At 40.3% G+C, this 15,377-nt stretch carries 15 protein-coding genes; 10 read left to right on the top strand and 5 right to left on the bottom strand.

Annotation, left to right across the window (positions count from 1 at the left end; genetic code table 11):
- Positions 1-315: 315 nt before the first annotated feature.
- Together TOL9009_RS40755 and TOL9009_RS40750 are read right to left on the bottom strand one after the other, a co-directional pair.
- A complete protein-coding gene (locus TOL9009_RS40755) occupies positions 316-582 on the bottom strand; it encodes a type II toxin-antitoxin system HicB family antitoxin (RefSeq protein ID WP_242055445.1) in 267 nt (88 codons plus the stop codon).
- A 288-nt stretch (positions 583-870) separates the two neighbouring features.
- Entirely contained in the window at positions 871-1,071 is a 201-nt protein-coding gene (locus tag TOL9009_RS40750) for a hypothetical protein (RefSeq protein ID WP_038296652.1), read from the bottom strand.
- A gap of 12 nt (positions 1,072-1,083) precedes the next feature.
- On the opposite strand from TOL9009_RS40750, the gene TOL9009_RS0128130 reads away from it, so the two are divergent.
- A complete protein-coding gene (locus TOL9009_RS0128130; RefSeq protein ID WP_260675956.1) occupies positions 1,084-1,398 on the top strand; it encodes a DUF4926 domain-containing protein in 315 nt (104 codons plus the stop codon).
- Positions 1,399-1,626: 228 nt separating this feature from the next.
- On the opposite strand, the gene TOL9009_RS0128125 is transcribed toward TOL9009_RS0128130, so the two are convergent.
- Positions 1,627-1,917 carry a YkvA family protein gene (locus tag TOL9009_RS0128125; RefSeq protein ID WP_029636589.1) on the bottom strand — a complete coding sequence of 97 codons (291 nt, stop codon included), beginning with the start codon at positions 1,915-1,917 and terminating at the stop codon, positions 1,627-1,629.
- Between the two features lie 243 nt (positions 1,918-2,160).
- The gene (locus tag TOL9009_RS0128120) at positions 2,161-4,386 is read right to left on the bottom strand and encodes a phosphoketolase family protein (RefSeq protein WP_029636587.1); all 2,226 of its coding nucleotides are present in this window, start codon (positions 4,384-4,386) and stop codon (positions 2,161-2,163) included.
- A gap of 195 nt (positions 4,387-4,581) precedes the next feature.
- Here TOL9009_RS0128120 and TOL9009_RS0128115 point away from each other — a divergent pair, with 195 nt between their 5' ends.
- From TOL9009_RS0128115 to crtO, 4 genes are all read left to right on the top strand, one after another.
- Entirely contained in the window at positions 4,582-5,958 is a 1,377-nt protein-coding gene (locus tag TOL9009_RS0128115; protein WP_029636586.1) for a cytochrome P450, read from the top strand.
- A 142-nt stretch (positions 5,959-6,100) separates the two neighbouring features.
- Positions 6,101-7,453 carry a cytochrome P450 gene (locus TOL9009_RS0128110; protein ID WP_029636584.1) on the top strand — a complete coding sequence of 451 codons (1,353 nt, stop codon included), beginning with the start codon at positions 6,101-6,103 and terminating at the stop codon, positions 7,451-7,453.
- A gap of 144 nt (positions 7,454-7,597) precedes the next feature.
- Positions 7,598-8,338: an LmeA family phospholipid-binding protein gene (locus TOL9009_RS0128105; protein WP_029636582.1), complete on the top strand. Its 741-nt coding sequence runs from the start codon at positions 7,598-7,600 to the stop codon at positions 8,336-8,338.
- Between the two features lie 383 nt (positions 8,339-8,721).
- Positions 8,722-10,401, top strand: a complete 1,680-nt coding sequence (gene crtO, locus TOL9009_RS0128100; RefSeq protein ID WP_029636580.1) for a beta-carotene ketolase CrtO — start codon at positions 8,722-8,724, stop codon at positions 10,399-10,401.
- Positions 10,402-10,532: 131 nt separating this feature from the next.
- Here the strand turns inward: crtO and TOL9009_RS0128095 are convergent, their stop codons facing one another.
- Positions 10,533-10,880, bottom strand: coding sequence for a hypothetical protein (locus TOL9009_RS0128095; protein ID WP_029636578.1), 348 nt, complete (start codon positions 10,878-10,880; stop codon positions 10,533-10,535).
- Positions 10,881-11,023: 143 nt separating this feature from the next.
- On the opposite strand from TOL9009_RS0128095, the gene TOL9009_RS0128090 reads away from it, so the two are divergent.
- The 5 genes from TOL9009_RS0128090 to TOL9009_RS47890 all read left to right on the top strand — a co-directional run bounded on the left by TOL9009_RS0128090 (position 11,024) and on the right by TOL9009_RS47890 (position 15,341).
- A complete protein-coding gene (locus tag TOL9009_RS0128090) occupies positions 11,024-11,491 on the top strand; it encodes a hypothetical protein (protein ID WP_038296648.1) in 468 nt (155 codons plus the stop codon).
- A 30-nt stretch (positions 11,492-11,521) separates the two neighbouring features.
- Positions 11,522-12,085, top strand: a complete 564-nt coding sequence (locus TOL9009_RS0128085) for a 3'-5' exonuclease (RefSeq protein WP_144238358.1) — start codon at positions 11,522-11,524, stop codon at positions 12,083-12,085.
- A gap of 186 nt (positions 12,086-12,271) precedes the next feature.
- Positions 12,272-13,654, top strand: coding sequence for a cytochrome P450 (locus tag TOL9009_RS0128080; RefSeq protein WP_029636573.1), 1,383 nt, complete (start codon positions 12,272-12,274; stop codon positions 13,652-13,654).
- 304 nt (positions 13,655-13,958) lie between these two features.
- Positions 13,959-15,131 (top strand): pyridoxal phosphate-dependent aminotransferase, encoded by a 1,173-nt coding sequence (locus TOL9009_RS0128075; RefSeq protein ID WP_029636571.1) that lies wholly within the window; start codon positions 13,959-13,961, stop codon positions 15,129-15,131.
- Positions 15,132-15,179: 48 nt separating this feature from the next.
- A complete protein-coding gene (locus TOL9009_RS47890; protein ID WP_186227668.1) occupies positions 15,180-15,341 on the top strand; it encodes a hypothetical protein in 162 nt (53 codons plus the stop codon).
- The last annotated feature ends 36 nt before the right edge of the window (positions 15,342-15,377 follow it).

Here is a 15,377-nt window from a genome sequence, read left to right as displayed (position 1 = left end):
GTTTAACATCTAGAGTCTCAAAACCCTTGCACAATCAAAGCGCGATCGCTAGGTAAAGAAAGGAAACTGAGCAACGAAACAACCATTTTGTAACCTGTGTGGCTTCTAGATTCGCTTTAAAGACTTATTCAGCAAGCCCTAATTAAATGCATCTTCATACAGAAATGGTATAGGAATTCATCTACTGTAATTCCTGCTTGTCGAATCAAACTTTGCAAAAATTTTAACAGCATCTTTACCGGAAATATTTGATAAACGTCCCATTTATACTAAAACTTCCTCGATAAAGGTTTGTAATTCTTTAGCTACTAGGACTTACGCACTCGTTACGAAAAAACAAGACTTTGAGATTGCTTCCTGACGTCGATAGGGACGGAAATTTGTAGTCCGTGCGTAAGTCCTGGCTACGTATGGTTTGCCATGCTTGGTTTGGACGTAAAGATAACCTTTAATGGCATCCTTAATATTTTCAATTGTCTCATCTAATGTTTTACCTTGACTTACACAGCCAGGAAGTTCAGGAACCTCAGCAACGTAACCTTTATATTCTGAATCAAATGTGAAAATTACTTGAAATTTCATAATAATCAATCTTTGATAATTGAGTGCATACAATAAATCTAAGGCGACGAAAAGGCGATCGCGTTACTTTTTGCTATTATTTAAAAGCCAATACGCTTGGTGTTAAGAATTATTGGTGGGAATTCTAGATGTGTAAAGACGCGAAATTTCGCGTCTCTACATTCGGTTGGTGATAGATTTACAGTCCTAACACCAAGCGTATTGATTTAAAAGCGTCCCTAACTTTTTCCCGGATAGAAAATCTATTTATTAACCAATAGAAGCAGGTATCTGTATCAAGTAAATAAGTCACAGGATATAATCTGAGTTGGAAATAGTACGGCTATCATATATATCTTTGATGATATCCTCTGTTGTGCGATCGTCTTCCCAGGCGCCAAATATTTCTATAAACTTTTCTAGGGAGTGAGTTTTTGGTGATGCTTCTGTTTTGTTAACTTTAGGTGACAAATCTAAGTTTAAACGAACCATATCTTCAGGATTAGTCATGGTTCCATCCTTATGTTAAATATTAAATACATTATAGTTGGCGATCGCGCCAAGATTAACAGGAATTTTGTTACTGCTTATCCACTTTCATTAGTGAGAAATATGATTGCAGAACTTGATAGGGTTATTCTCACAACAAATATTCCAGAGTACGGTTTAGAAAAAGGTGATATGGGTACTGTTGTTTTGGTACATCAAAGTGGTAAAGGATATGAAGTTGAATTTATCACATTGGATGGTGAAACTGTGGCAATTGTTTCATTATTTGCAGCACAAGTTCGTCCTATTAGTAGTAGAGAAATTGCTCACGCAAGAGTGATAAATTGATGCGATGGCAGCAGCCACTCCTACGGAGTATCGCACTTCGTTAAATCATATAATTCATGTGCCTATTATGTGCCTAACGACTAAAGTCGCGGCTACACGAACAAAACCTGCCTACGCAGGTTTAAAAAATTGAAGTCCGCGAAGGCGGACTTTGTTCGTATAGCCCCAGACTTCCAGTCTGAGGGCGCTTTATTTCTTTAACCGTGAATCTATTCGCCAAGGCAAATTTTAAGAATTAAAAAAATTATCAGCCTTTTCCCAGTGTTCATCGTTAACATGAGCGCGTACAGTTGCCAAAGCTCCTGTAATTACAGTAGCATCATCTGTGAAACCAAGACCTACTATCAAGTCAGGTATAGCATCAACAGGTGATAAGAAATAAGTAAGTGCACCAGCGATTGTAGCTTTCGCGTAGGCTGGTGTTTTAGAATCAATCATGCAAAAATACATTGCTACTGCATCTTTTGTAAAAGGTACATGACCAATAAAACGTTTAACATTATTAAGAAAGTTATCCATATTAACTAACCGTATATTAAGTAAGTCGGTGTGAAAATTTCAAACTATGTAATTGTGAGTGAAACGCGGCAATCATAAGGATTCTGACAATTTCACACTCCGTTACATAGGTTGGCTGATTTACGCAGTTCTACTTATGCTAAATTATAATAAATAAAAACAAAAACCGCAAATACACGCATCAAAACGCCAAACTATCAGCGTTTATCTGCGTGCATCTGCGGTTAAAAACTCAGACCTTAATTAATGTACTAACTCAATCCCCCGCTTCGCTAAAGCCTGCGCTGTCAAACCATTAAAAGCCATCAACTCACCAGCACTCGCAGTAGTTTCCCCACGCTTCCATGCGAAAGTATCGCGCTTACAAGTACTTCTTAACATAATTGGTTCCAGCATCGCAGAAGCACCACCAGTAACACCAATCAACGCATCACCGGCAAATAACTCAGCAAATTGTTCATCATCTAAAAAGTCGCCATCAGGTTCAGAACAAGTATCCCAAGCTGTATCATCAGGACGATACAAACGACGGGGGTTAATAACAGAAATTATCTTCACACTAAGACCTTCAGTTTCTAAGAAAGCAGCAGCTTCAAATACTGGCATTAAAGTCATATCACCAATAACAGCAAAGACAACTTTCTTACTACCACCTTGATTCGATTCAACTTCATGCAACACTACGGCACCATCGCGTAACCCTTTTTGAGTTTGTTCAAAGGTGGTTCTAATTGGCAAAGGTGACTTACTTGCAGTAATCACAATTCCCTTATTTTTGGTTTTCAATGCCCAGTCATAACAAACTTGGATACTGTTAGCATCAGGTGGAAAAACTGGGAAAACATTACCATTTCGCATCATGGAAGCAAAGTAAGCTTCAATTTCTGGACGTTGGTGAGTCCATCCGTTGCGTCCTTGTTCTAATGCACCTGCTGTAAATAAAGTAATTGTTGAAGGAGTAGGACGCCGCAATTCTGCCATTGCTTGAGTTACCGTTTGGAAAATTGGTAAACCGTTGATGGCAAAAGATTCATAAGAACACCATAAAGTTCTCGCACCCATCAAACATAAACCAACTGCTAAACCTGCACAAGCATCTTCACTTAAAGGTTCATAAACTTGTCCGTTTGGTGCTTGATTGTATAAATCATCTTTTGTCGGGTGGATAATCTTTAATGCTTGATTTATGTTGGCAATTCCTGATGCTTCGTTTCCATCAGCATTGGTGACGAGGAAATTTTTATCTTTCTGTCCAACTATTCCGACTAATCTTCCCATTGATGTCGTAGAAACTTTCGATTCCCCACCTACAGAATATTCTTCTAAAGGCAATTCCCCTAATTCTGGTAATTGTAATTCAAATTCTGTGACAACTGTTTTCGCTGCGGGTCCACCACCAGCACGTTCGGCATTTGTTCGCACTAATTGCCAAGCTTCTGGTGACAATGCACGCCGTTGTAATGCACTTACAATATGAGGAGCATCAAGGGTATCTTTAGGATATAAGTTGTGTGATTTTGCACCTAATGCGTGGACTCCTGCACCTTTCAATTGTTTAATAATAAACACAGTAAGTTTTCCGCCAAGTGCAGATTTAGCAGCTTTATCTATACCACTTAATACGGCTTTAGTAAAAGCTAATCTTTGTTCAAAGGAAAAGGCAGTACTATCAACATAATCGCCTGTTTGATTTTGGTCGTCAAAGTCTTTAGCATCGACTAATATAACTTCCGCAAAACCGTTACCTTGCCAGTATGCGATCATCTGTTCGTTGGTTTTCAGGGAAACCATGCTATGATGCTCCTGGCTGTAACCGTTCCACACCAACACTGGCAAGAAGTTGGTGACAGTTGGAAAAGCAGTATTGAAGTGTGCGATCGCACTGATGATATAAGGTTCACCCAATCCACCATCCCCAACAGTGAAGGGAAACAGCTTATCTTGATGCAGCTTTGCAGCTGACATGGCAAAGTGTTGCCCTTGTCCCAAAGGTCCTGCGGGTGCGAGAATACCGGGAATGTAGCCGGAAAGATGTCCTAAAAGTCCGTGCTTTTCGCGAAAGCGATCGCGTAACTGCTGCACTGTATAAATCCCCATGTCCTCTAGCGAACGATCCAAGAACATCGCACTATAAAATCCAGGGGCGTGGTGTCCCACTTCCGTGATAATGTTCTTATGACCCAACATCACCAACGCTGCATAAGCTTCCGCTTGGGAAGCAAATCCACCTGGGTGTCCAGAAGCTTTAGAAGCAGTAACTTGTAACGTTAAATAACGTAAGGCATCAGCTGCAAGCAAAGTTTGATATACTGCTGCTGCATCTTCCGGATTAGCGATCGCTAATTTATCAGACGCGATCGCAGGTGTTCCCCCATAAGTTTCAAAACCGGGCAACGCTTCCCCAAAATATTGAATTCCCTCGCAAAAATCTGGAGACGCTGAAGTTGCTTTTGGTGTAATTGCAGTCATGCTCAGTACCTTGTAAATAAAAAGAGATGCTGTAAATGCTCAACAAGTTAACAAGAATTTTACAACTTTCAGGTTGTAAAAATTTATTGCTATTACGCAACCCAAAGATAATTAAATCCAATACAACTTAAACAAAATTAATTATTTTTAGTTTGTTAAAGTGGCATAAGACAATAAAATCAGTAAACAAAATAAATGAACCTACCAAACGGTCCGCAATCACTTTCATTTGTACAGACGTTGAAGTTCATTATTAATCCTATATCGTTTATGGAAGACTGTGCTAAACGCTACGGAGATATCTTTACATTGCGGTTGAAAACTCCCGTAGTTGTTGTCAGCAATCCCCAAGCAATACAGCAGATATTGACTAACGATACAAAAGATTTTACGGCTCCATCGACGGGAAACAAGCCTTTTGAACCATTGATGGGAAAGCATTCTGTAATTATGGCAAGCGGTGCGGCACATCGCCGTCAACGTCAATTATTAATGCCGCCGTTTCACGGTGACAGAATGCGAGTTTATGCAAATATCATCAGTAAAATCACTGATGAGGTAATGAGTCAGCAAGAAGTAGGCAAAACCTTGAGTGTGCGGGAGGCGATGCAAGCTATTACCATGCGAGTAATTATGCAAGCCGTATTTGGACTTTATGAAGGCGATCGCGCTGCCGAACTAGAAAGACTTCTCGGTTTAATTTTGGAAGCGGGAGGAAGCTCCCCTCTAAATGCTGCTTTTCTGATTTTCCCGTTTTTGCAACGCGATTTGGGTCCTTTTAGTTATTGGGGAAGCTTTCTCCGCCATCGGGAGCGAGTTAACCAGCTGCTGGATGCCGAAATTAACGAACGACGAGAACAACCAGATGCAACGCGTACAGATATTCTTAGCTTGCTGATGGCGGCGCGGGACGAGGCGGGACAAGCCATGACTAATGAAGAGTTACGCGATGAGTTGATGACGCTGTTGGTAGCCGGTCATGAAACTACTGCTACTGCTTTAAGTTGGGCGCTGTATTGGATTCACAAGCTGCCAGCAGTGCGGGAAAAATTGCTAGAAGAACTTGATAATTTGGGTGAAAATTCGGACACTAACGCAATTATTAAGTTACCATATCTTAACGCTGTTTGCTGCGAAACTTTGCGGATTTACCCTGTGGCAATATTCACTTTTCGCCGAGAGGTAAAAACGCCCGTCTCTTTGTGTGGGCAGGAACTTGAACCTGGTACATCGGTGATGGGTTCGATTTATTTGACGCACCACCGGGAAGATTTATATCCAGAACCGAAGCAGTTTAAGCCTGAGCGCTTTTTGGAAAGACAATTTTCTGCTTATGAATATCTGCCTTTTGGGGGAGGTGCTAGGCGCTGTATTGGTATGGCGTTTGCTCAGTTTGAAATGAAGGTGGTATTGGCGAAGATTCTTTCTAATTTGGATTTGGCGCTGGTTGATGATGGTGATGTGCGACCTAAACGCCGTGGTTTGGTGACTGGTCCCGATCGCCCGATTCAAATGCTTGTTAAGGGTAAGCGTCAGGTTAAATATGCCGCTTTGACATCTATCTCTGGTTGAGTTTTTAATTTGCAGGTTTTTGATATTGTTTAAAATGCGTTGTTCGGGTAGGCGGTGCTTACCCGAACAATATTTTTTTGAGAACGAATCGGCTTCGCCCTTGGCGTATCCAAGAGAAGAGAGAAATGATTGAAGTTTTACTATGACGTCTTTGTTACAAACGCTGCAATTAATTGCTAATCCGACGCGGTTTTTAGATGAATGTGCTGTTAAATATGGGGATGTTTTTAGTGTAAGGGTTTTGGGGATAAATTCGCCGCCAGTGGTGTTTTTTAGCCATCCGGATGCGATTTCTGAATGTTTTGCAATACCTGCGAAAGAGTTAGATTTTCAGAAAGCGACTCATGTTTTTAAGCCGCTGTTTGGGGAAAAATCTATTGTTTTGCAGGACACGCGATCGCACAATCGTCAAAGACAATTATTGATGCCGCCTTTTCATGGCGATCGCTTAAAATATTACGGTGAATTAATTTGCCAAATTACTCAAGAAGTTATCAAAAAGTGGAATGTCGGTGAAGTGATATCTATGCAGAAAGTTATGCCAGATATTACTTTACGCATTATCTTACAAGTAGTTTTTGGTATTAATCCCGGTGTCCGTTACCAACAATTAAAAGAACAACTAAGTTCTTTATTAGAAGATGTCACTAAACCTTTGTATTCCAGCTTATTTTTCTTTCCGCCGTTGCAAAATAATTTAGGTGCGTGGAGTCCTTGGGGAAATTATCTCAGAAGGCGAGAAAAAATAGACAAACTCATATACGCAGAAATTTCGGAAAGACGTTTAGAAAATGAAGCAACGCGATCAGATATTCTCAGTTTGTTAATGTCAGCGCGTGACGAAAACGGACAGCAAATGACAGATGAAGAATTACGCGATCAATTAGTTTCACTGTTGCTATTAGGTTATGAAACTACAGCAGCAGTATTGGCATGGGTATTTTATTTGATTCACGCGCACCCAGAAGTAAAAGATAAGTTGATGCAGGAATTAGATGCAAGTGATGCTAGAAATCCAGAAGTTATAGCACAACTACCTTACCTCACCGCTGTTTGCCAAGAAACACTGCGAATTTTTCCCATTGCCTTAATATGTACACCGCGAATGGTCAAAGATAAAGTGGAAATTGCTGGGAAAAAATATACATCCGGGACAATTTTAGTACCCTGTATTTATTTAGCACATCGCCGTAGCAAAACTTATCCAGAACCAAATAAATTTCAACCAGAAAGATTTCTCAACTCTAAATTTTCCGCTTATGAATATCTACCTTTTGGTGGTGGTTATCGTGGTTGCATAGGTGCAGCTTTTTCCATGTATGAAATGAAGTTAATAATAGCTACAATATTGTCAAATTTTCAGCTAGCACTTACCGATAATAATCCTGTACATCCAACACGCCGGGGTATTACCATTGTCCCTAGTGGTGGTGTGCAGATGGTTGTAGAGACGCGATTAATCGCGTCTCTACAGGAGTTAGGAGTCAGGAGTTAATTATCTGCTTGTCCCCCACTCCCCCCCTCCTCCCCTCTCCTTATTCCCCCATCCCCCAAGTTGCATATTTCCTATTGCAGATACGCTTTTAGCTTGCCAACGTCTAGATTAACGAGTAACAGCATACAAGGAGATTGGCAAGCCATGCAGGACGAGCAACGCTTGGAAGAGCAAGCGGTTAGCAAAGCAGCAGAAATGCAGTTGTCTAGCCAATTGGATGAAGCAGAAAAAATAAACGTTGATGTGCAAACTGATCTGTGGAAACTAATTCAAGGACAAGCGGATGGAGTTTCTTTTTCAGGTAAGGGACTCGTGGTACAAAAAGATGTCCGCATAGAAGAATTAGTACTGCAAACTGATAAAATTGATATCAATCTCTTCAGTGCTATTTTTGGCGAAATTGAACTGAATAAACCAGTAAAAAGTATAGTTCGCGTTGTCTTAAAAGAAGCAGATATAAACCGCGCATTGACATCAAACTACATTCGCAGCCAAATGCCAACTTTTGATTTGAATGTAGATGGTGAAATTGTCACTTTGAAGCCGCAAGAAATACAAATGTTTTTACCTGGCGATGGTAAAATTAAATTTAATGGAACGGTATCAATACACGAAAAAGGTAATACGAATCAGTTAAGTTTCATCGCATTGATTCGTCCTCGCACGCAGACACAACCAATAATGCTGGAAAGTTTCACTTGCACTCAAGGAAATGGCATTTCACTGGAAATAGTTACGGCATTAATACAGAAGATAAAAGAAGTTGTAAACTTACCATATATTAAACTTGATGGGATGGCGTTGCAAATCAAAAATATGCAAGTGCAAAAGGAAAGCATAAAAACTGTGGTAGAAACTTATATTAAGCAAATACCGACAATGTGAAATAGATATTTCAAACAGTCTTAAACTGCAAAGATTTAACGCTGTGGAATAGACATCTCCAAAAAAAGACGTAGCAATGTTACGTCTCTACAACTTTTTCACGCCAATGTCGAATAGACATCTGGTAGAAATTAAATATGCGTCATCCAAAACCCCAAGAGACGCGAAATTGAACTTCGTCCCGCTTCGCTAACGCGTCTCTACATTCTTTTTCGGAGATGTCTAATATATTAGACATTTACTTCTGCGTACTTTTGTGCATTTGGATATTGACACTCTGCTTTAGTGTACAATAAAAAGTAATTTATATAACTGTTGATTGATTTAATTTGTGATTAAACTTTTGTAATATTAATAGAGTTACTGAACTCAATATTGCAATTATGGAAACCTATGATGTAGTTATTATCGGTGCAGGACATAATGGGCTGGTTTGTGCAGCTTATCTGTTAAAAGCTGGTTATAGCGTGTTGTTACTAGAAAAGCGTTCTGTTCCTGGTGGTGCAGCGACAACTGAAGAATGTATACCAGAAGCACCGGGTTTTAAATTTAATCTTTGCGCGATCGATCACGAATTTATTCACCTAGGACCAGTAGTTGAAGAATTAGAATTAGAAAAATATGGTTTGAAATATTTAGAATGCGATCCAGTTACATTTTGTCCTCATCCCGATGGCAAGTATTTCTTAGGACATAAATCTTTAGAAAAGACTTGTGCAGAAATTGCTCGTTATAGCGATCGCGATGCCAAAAAATATGCAGAATATACAAAATACTGGCAGCACGCACTTGGGGCAATGATTCCCATGTTCAACGCTCCGCCAAAGTCAGTTTTAGATATTTTAGGCAACTATGACATCGCCAAACTGAAAGATTTATTTTCTGTCATTGGTTCCCCATCGAAAACCCTGGACTTTGTTCGCACCATGCTAACCAGCGCTGAGGATCTCCTCAACGAGTGGTTTGATTCTGAATTTCTCAAAGCACCCCTAGCAAGACTTGCGGCAGAACTCGGTGCGCCACCATCACAAAAAACCATCGCCATTGGTGCAATAATGATGGCAATGCGTCACGACCCAGGTATGGCTAGACCTCGCGGTGGTACTGGCGCACTGGTGCAAGCTTTGGTTAATTTAGTTACTAGCAAAGGCGGTGTTATCCTCACAGATCAGCACGTTGATAAAGTGATGATTGACGATAAAAAAGCCGTTGGTGTGCGGGTTGCGGGTGGTAAAGAATATCGCGCTAAATACGGCGTAATTTCTAACATTGATGCAAAACGGTTATTTTTGCAAATGACTGATAAAAGCGATATCGATGCAGTCGATCCAGATTTATGGGAAAGATTAGAACGTCGCATCGTTAACAATAACGAAACTATCTTGAAGATAGATTTGGCTTTAGATGAACCGCTACGTTTTGAACACCACGAACACAAAGATGAGTATTTAATTGGTTCAATCTTGATTGCAGATTCCGTTGCTCACGTTGAACAAGCTCATAGTAAATGTACCTTGGGAGAGATTCCCGATTCTGACCCATCAATGTATGTGGTGATGCCTAGTGCGTTAGATCCATCATTAGCACCACCGGGCAAACATACAGTCTGGATTGAGTTTTTCGCACCCTATCAAATCGCTGGTGCAGAAGGCACAGGTTTGAAAGGTACGGGTTGGACTGATGAGTTGAAAAATCAAGTTGCAGATAAGGTAGTTGACAAATTGGCGCAGTATTCACCTAATGTGAAAAATGCCACTATTGCTCGTCGCGTCGAAAGTCCAGCAGAATTGGGAGAAAGATTAGGTGCATATAAAGGTAATTATTACCACATTGATATGACCTTAGATCAAATGGTGTTTTTCCGTCCTTTGCCAGAAATAGCAAATTACAAAACACCAATTGAAAATCTATTTTTAACTGGTGCGGGAACTCATCCCGGTGGTTCAATTTCTGGGATGCCGGGACGCAATTGTGCGCGGGTATTTTTGCAGGCAAAGCATCCAATCACTCAGACTTTGAAGGATGCACGGGATTCGATTTTATCAACGTTTAAGATTAATTAGGATTTCGCGGAAATTTGGCACTAAGCAGCCCGAAAAAATCATGGGCTGCTTTAGACCATCATGATACAAATGGCAAAAAGAGCGAGGAGTTAACTTAACAAAAGCTGTTAATATTAGCAAGAATAGTTTGTTTAGTGTCCAATCGCTTGCCTGCGAGAATAAATTTCTTCTAGGAGTAAATCCCGCAGTTCGTTCGCGATATCATCAGGCGGATTACCTGCAAGCGCCCGTCCAATCAACTTTTCAGCCTCTCGTAATTCTAAACATTCTACAGCAAGCGTTGCGGCACTACGATGGAGAATTGATCTAGTCGGCTCAAGGTCAAATAAGTCTGCTACTAAGTCTGCGGCACCTCGCTCTTGAGAAAAGGCTGCTTTGGTTAACTCCAAACCAACGGTGTTATCACCCCTTTGGCGGGCTAAAAAAGCTTGGTCAACAAGTTCCATTGCTTCTCGATGAAGAATTTCTACGTCTTGCATTTTTCAACTACACGGCTACGTGGTGTGATGACATACTCCTACACTGACTGAGTACAGTACAGTGTAGGCTTCTCACCAAATCCAGCTTTCGGTTTTCTTATAATATAGTAATTTTTGCGAATTGAAACTAAAAATTGTATAAAATGTCGAACGCTACTACAGATAACAATCTCATGGCTGAACGTTTGGAATCCCTGAAAGCTGGATTTTTCGGGGGATTATCTCTTTGTTTAGCCTTCTTGATTACCAGTTTTATTAATAATCTGCTGCTTGCAAGGTATTTTCCAGGACTCAGCATTTTTCAGCTAAATTTACAGGATTGGCGTTGGTGGGTTAGCGGTGGTATATCCTGTTTTTGTGGGTTGCTATTTGGTGTTACTTATCGCTATATCATTCGTTCCGATGAAAATCTGCAACTCAAAGCTGGGGGAGTGCTGGCTTTTGGGTTGGTGCGAGGTTTAACTCAGATAGATGTGGGATTTTGTTGTTATAGTACAATTTTGCCTTTTGTCGTGCTAGGTGCGGAAAGTGTTGTTTGGTTTACGATGAGTGCGATCGCTCTCGATACCGCTATAAAATTAGGTTGGGTCAAACCTTTTAAACCAACTTAAGTTGCAATATTTATTGTTCAAACTTATTATATGAAAACTGACATTTCCTCCTATTTTTTAATCATAGATTTAGAAGCAACTTGCTCTGATGATAATAGTATTCCCCGTCATAAAATGGAAATCATCGAAATCGGTGCTGTCATGCTCAACAGAGCAACATGGGAAATTGATTCAGAATTTCAGCAATTTATTCAACCTGTAAGAAATCCGCAATTAACAGCTTTTTGTACAGAATTAACTAGCATTTCTCAAAAAGATGTTGAATTAGCCCCAAAATTTACCGAAGCAATGTCTAGCCTCCAAGAATGGATGAAATCATTTCCCAAGTATGTTTTTTGCTCTTGGGGAAACTATGATAAAACCCAATTTATTCAAGATTGCAAACATCACAATATTGCTTATCCTTTTGGTTCAGAACACAGAAACATCAAAAAGGAATTTTCTGAATATCTTGGTGTATCTAAACGATTTGGCATGGCGCAGGCTTTACAACAGCTTGGGCTAGAATTAAAGGGTACACACCATCGCGGCATAGATGATGCCCGCAACATTGCTGCAATATTCAGACATATGAACACTAGAAATGCAAGCTAATCTTGTTTTGAGTTGTTTAAAATGAATAGGACTTACGACGCACTCCTTACGAGAAAACAAGGCTTTGAGATTGCTTCCTTACGTCGATAGGGACGGAAATACGTAGTCCGTGCGTAAGTCCTGATGAAAATTGCAACATTGAAGCTGCATATTAACAACAATAGAAGTTTTCTGCTGAAAAATCCTATGCAACTAATCAACCCGGTCAAATCCCCTTCATTTTTCCAAAAAATCCAATGGGTTGCCGATCCTGTGGGATATATGGAAACCGCAGTCAAGGAATATCCTGACATTTTCACTGCTAAAATAATAGGCTTTGGCGGCACCTTAATATTCGTGAACCATCCCCAAACGCTTCAGGAAATTTTAACAAATGACCGCAAAAAGTTTGCTGCTCCCAGTAATGTAAACAAACTTCTACAACCATTAACAGGAGAATATTCAATTTTCATGCTCGAAGGCGATCGCCACAAAAAGCGCCGACAATTAGTTATGCCTTCATTTCACGGTGAGCGGATGCTAAACTACGGAGAATTAATCCGTAATATCACTAAAAAAATCTTTAGTAATTTACCACAAAACCAGCCTTTTTTAGCTCGGAATGCGATGCAGGAAATTTCCCTCCAAGTCATCCTAAAGGCGGTTTTTGGCTTGCATGAAGGAGAACGTTATCAACAACTTAAAAGCGGACTGACAGCAATATCAGATTTGTTTCGTTCACCATTGAGTTCTAGCTTTTTGTTTTTCCCTTTTCTGCAAAAAGATTTAGGTGCTTGGAGTCCTTGGGGAAAATTTGTACGCGATCGCTCCGCAGTTGATAAAATAATTTTCACCGAAATTGCTGAACGTCGCTCTTCACCCGATCCAAATCGCGTCGATATTCTCTCCTTGCTGATGTCAGCGCAGGATGAAGAGGGGAATCCCATGACCGATCAAGAGTTGCGCGATGAATTGATGACCATGTTACTTGCGGGACATGAAACCACCGCAACTGCAATGGCTTGGGCATTATATTGGACTCACCAAAAGCCAGAAGTCCGTCACAAAATCCTGCAAGAACTCGATACTTTGGGTGATTCCCCAGATCCCATGAGCATTTTTCGGCTACCTTATCTCACCGCTGTTTGTAATGAAACCTTGCGAATTCATCCTGTAGCCATGTTGACTTTTACTAGAGTCGTGCGAGAAAGTGTGGAACTACTAGGACATAAATTAGAACCTGGTACAAACATTGTTGGCTGTATGTATCTAGTTCATCAGCGCGAAGATTTATATCCAGAACCCAAGCAATTTAAACCAGAACGCTTTTTAGAACGGCAATTTTCTCCCTATGAGTTTATACCCTTTGGTGCTGGTGCCCGTCGCTGTATTGGCGATGCTTTAGCTCAGTTTGAAATGAAATTAGTATTGGCAACAATTTTGTCACGCTATCAACTAGCGCTAGCTGATAATCAACCAGAAACCCCTCAGCGTCGAGGTATTACCCTTGCACCTAGCCGTGGTGTGAAGATGGTAATTACCGGACAACGTGTGCGTCCAGAATCGCAATTGACTATGGTGAGTACTTGAGCAAAGCTGTACTAAGTACAACATTTCATTAATACGAGCGCGAATTCTCCGCGTACCTTTGCGCTTACCTCTGTGCCCCTCTGCGTTTAAATTTCAACCCTCAATTCGTCACGATTTTACGCAAAGCTGTACCAAGAGACAAGGGGATAAGGGAGACCTTTATTCTCGTTCCTATGCAGAGGATGAGCGTGTGCTTACCTCGGACATTTTTTTCACAGCAGTACCGATCGCCATAAATTCGATAATAATGCGATCGCCGAAATAACAAGCAGACCCTAAATATAGATCAAATCAGCGCGATCGCATGAAAAACTTAATTTCTCGTATGGAGGCAGTGCAGTCTCCCATAATACCTGTCGTTGGCGAATTAATTAAAAGCAATCCTGGAACCATTTCTTTAGGGCAAGGTGTTGTTTCATACAATCCGCCACCCGAAGCAATCGAGTTTTTGTCGAAGTTCCTCGCTGAATCTGATAATAATCTATACAAAGCTGTTGAGGGAATTCCTCCTTTATTAGCAGCGATTGAAGCAAAATTACAAGCTTTTAATAACATTGAAATTAACGACGAAAACTGCATTGTTGTTACCGCCGGCAGTAATATGGCGTTTATGAATGCCATTCTCGCAATTACTTCGATAGGCGATGAAATTATATTAAATACACCTTATTATTTTAATCATGAAATGGCAACCACAATGGCGGGTTGTCATCCGGTGTTAGTAGAAACCGATGAAAATTATCAATTGCGAGTGGATGCGATCGCTCAAGCTGTCACATCAAAAACAAAAGCAATAGTTACCATTTCACCGAATAATCCCACAGGTGTAGTTTATTCGGAAGAAGCATTGCGACAAGTAAATCAAATTTGTCAAGAACGCAACATCTACCATATTAACGATGAAGCTTATGAATACTTTACTTATAACGGTGTAAAACATACTTCTCCCGCTACATTTTTCGGAAGTAGTGAATACACCATTTCTTTGTATAGCCTTTCCAAAGCTTACGGATTTGCAAGTTGGCGGATTGGCTATATGGTGATTCCCAAACATCTGCTTTTAGCTGTTAAAAAAGTACAAGATACAATCGTGATTTGTCCACCTGTGATTTCTCAGTATGCAGCATTAGGAGCATTGCAGGCAAAAGAAGAGTATTTGAAGAAGAATTTGGAAGCGATCGCCCAAGTGCGCTATGACGTTCTTAACTCACTCAACCGCCTACAAAATCAGTGTACCATTACCCCCGCCGATGGTGCGTTTTATTTTTTCCTCAAAGTTCATAGTCATATAGATTCTTTTAAATTAGTAGAAAGACTAATTAAAGAACATCTTGTAGCAGTGATCCCCGGTACAACCTTTGGTATGGATAATGGATGTTATCTGCGAGTTGCTTATGGTGCGCTGCAAAAAGAGACAGCGAAAGAAGGGATAGAAAGATTAGTAAAGGGTTTGCAAGCAATTTTACCGAATAATTAATCGTCAATAAATAATCCGTATCCGCAGCCAGAAAAACCTATTTTTGGAATGATGACAAATGGAGACGGAATTGTATTTGTCAAACTAACTCAAGAGGATACACCGCAGTATGACGTATCGAGAATTTTTTCTCCTACTCCCTTGCGGAATGAATTATGTACTGTACTGCAAATTTTAAAGGGTATCGGTCAGATTATCGTTTCAAGCTAACGTTTGTCTTTGCGTCTCTATTTTATTAATTCTGAA

It is taken from the genome of [Scytonema hofmanni] UTEX 2349 (genome assembly GCF_000582685.1).
Lineage (GTDB): Bacteria > Cyanobacteriota > Cyanobacteriia > Cyanobacteriales > Nostocaceae > Hassallia > Hassallia hofmanni.
This window is presented reverse-complemented; position numbering and strand designations above follow the sequence as displayed.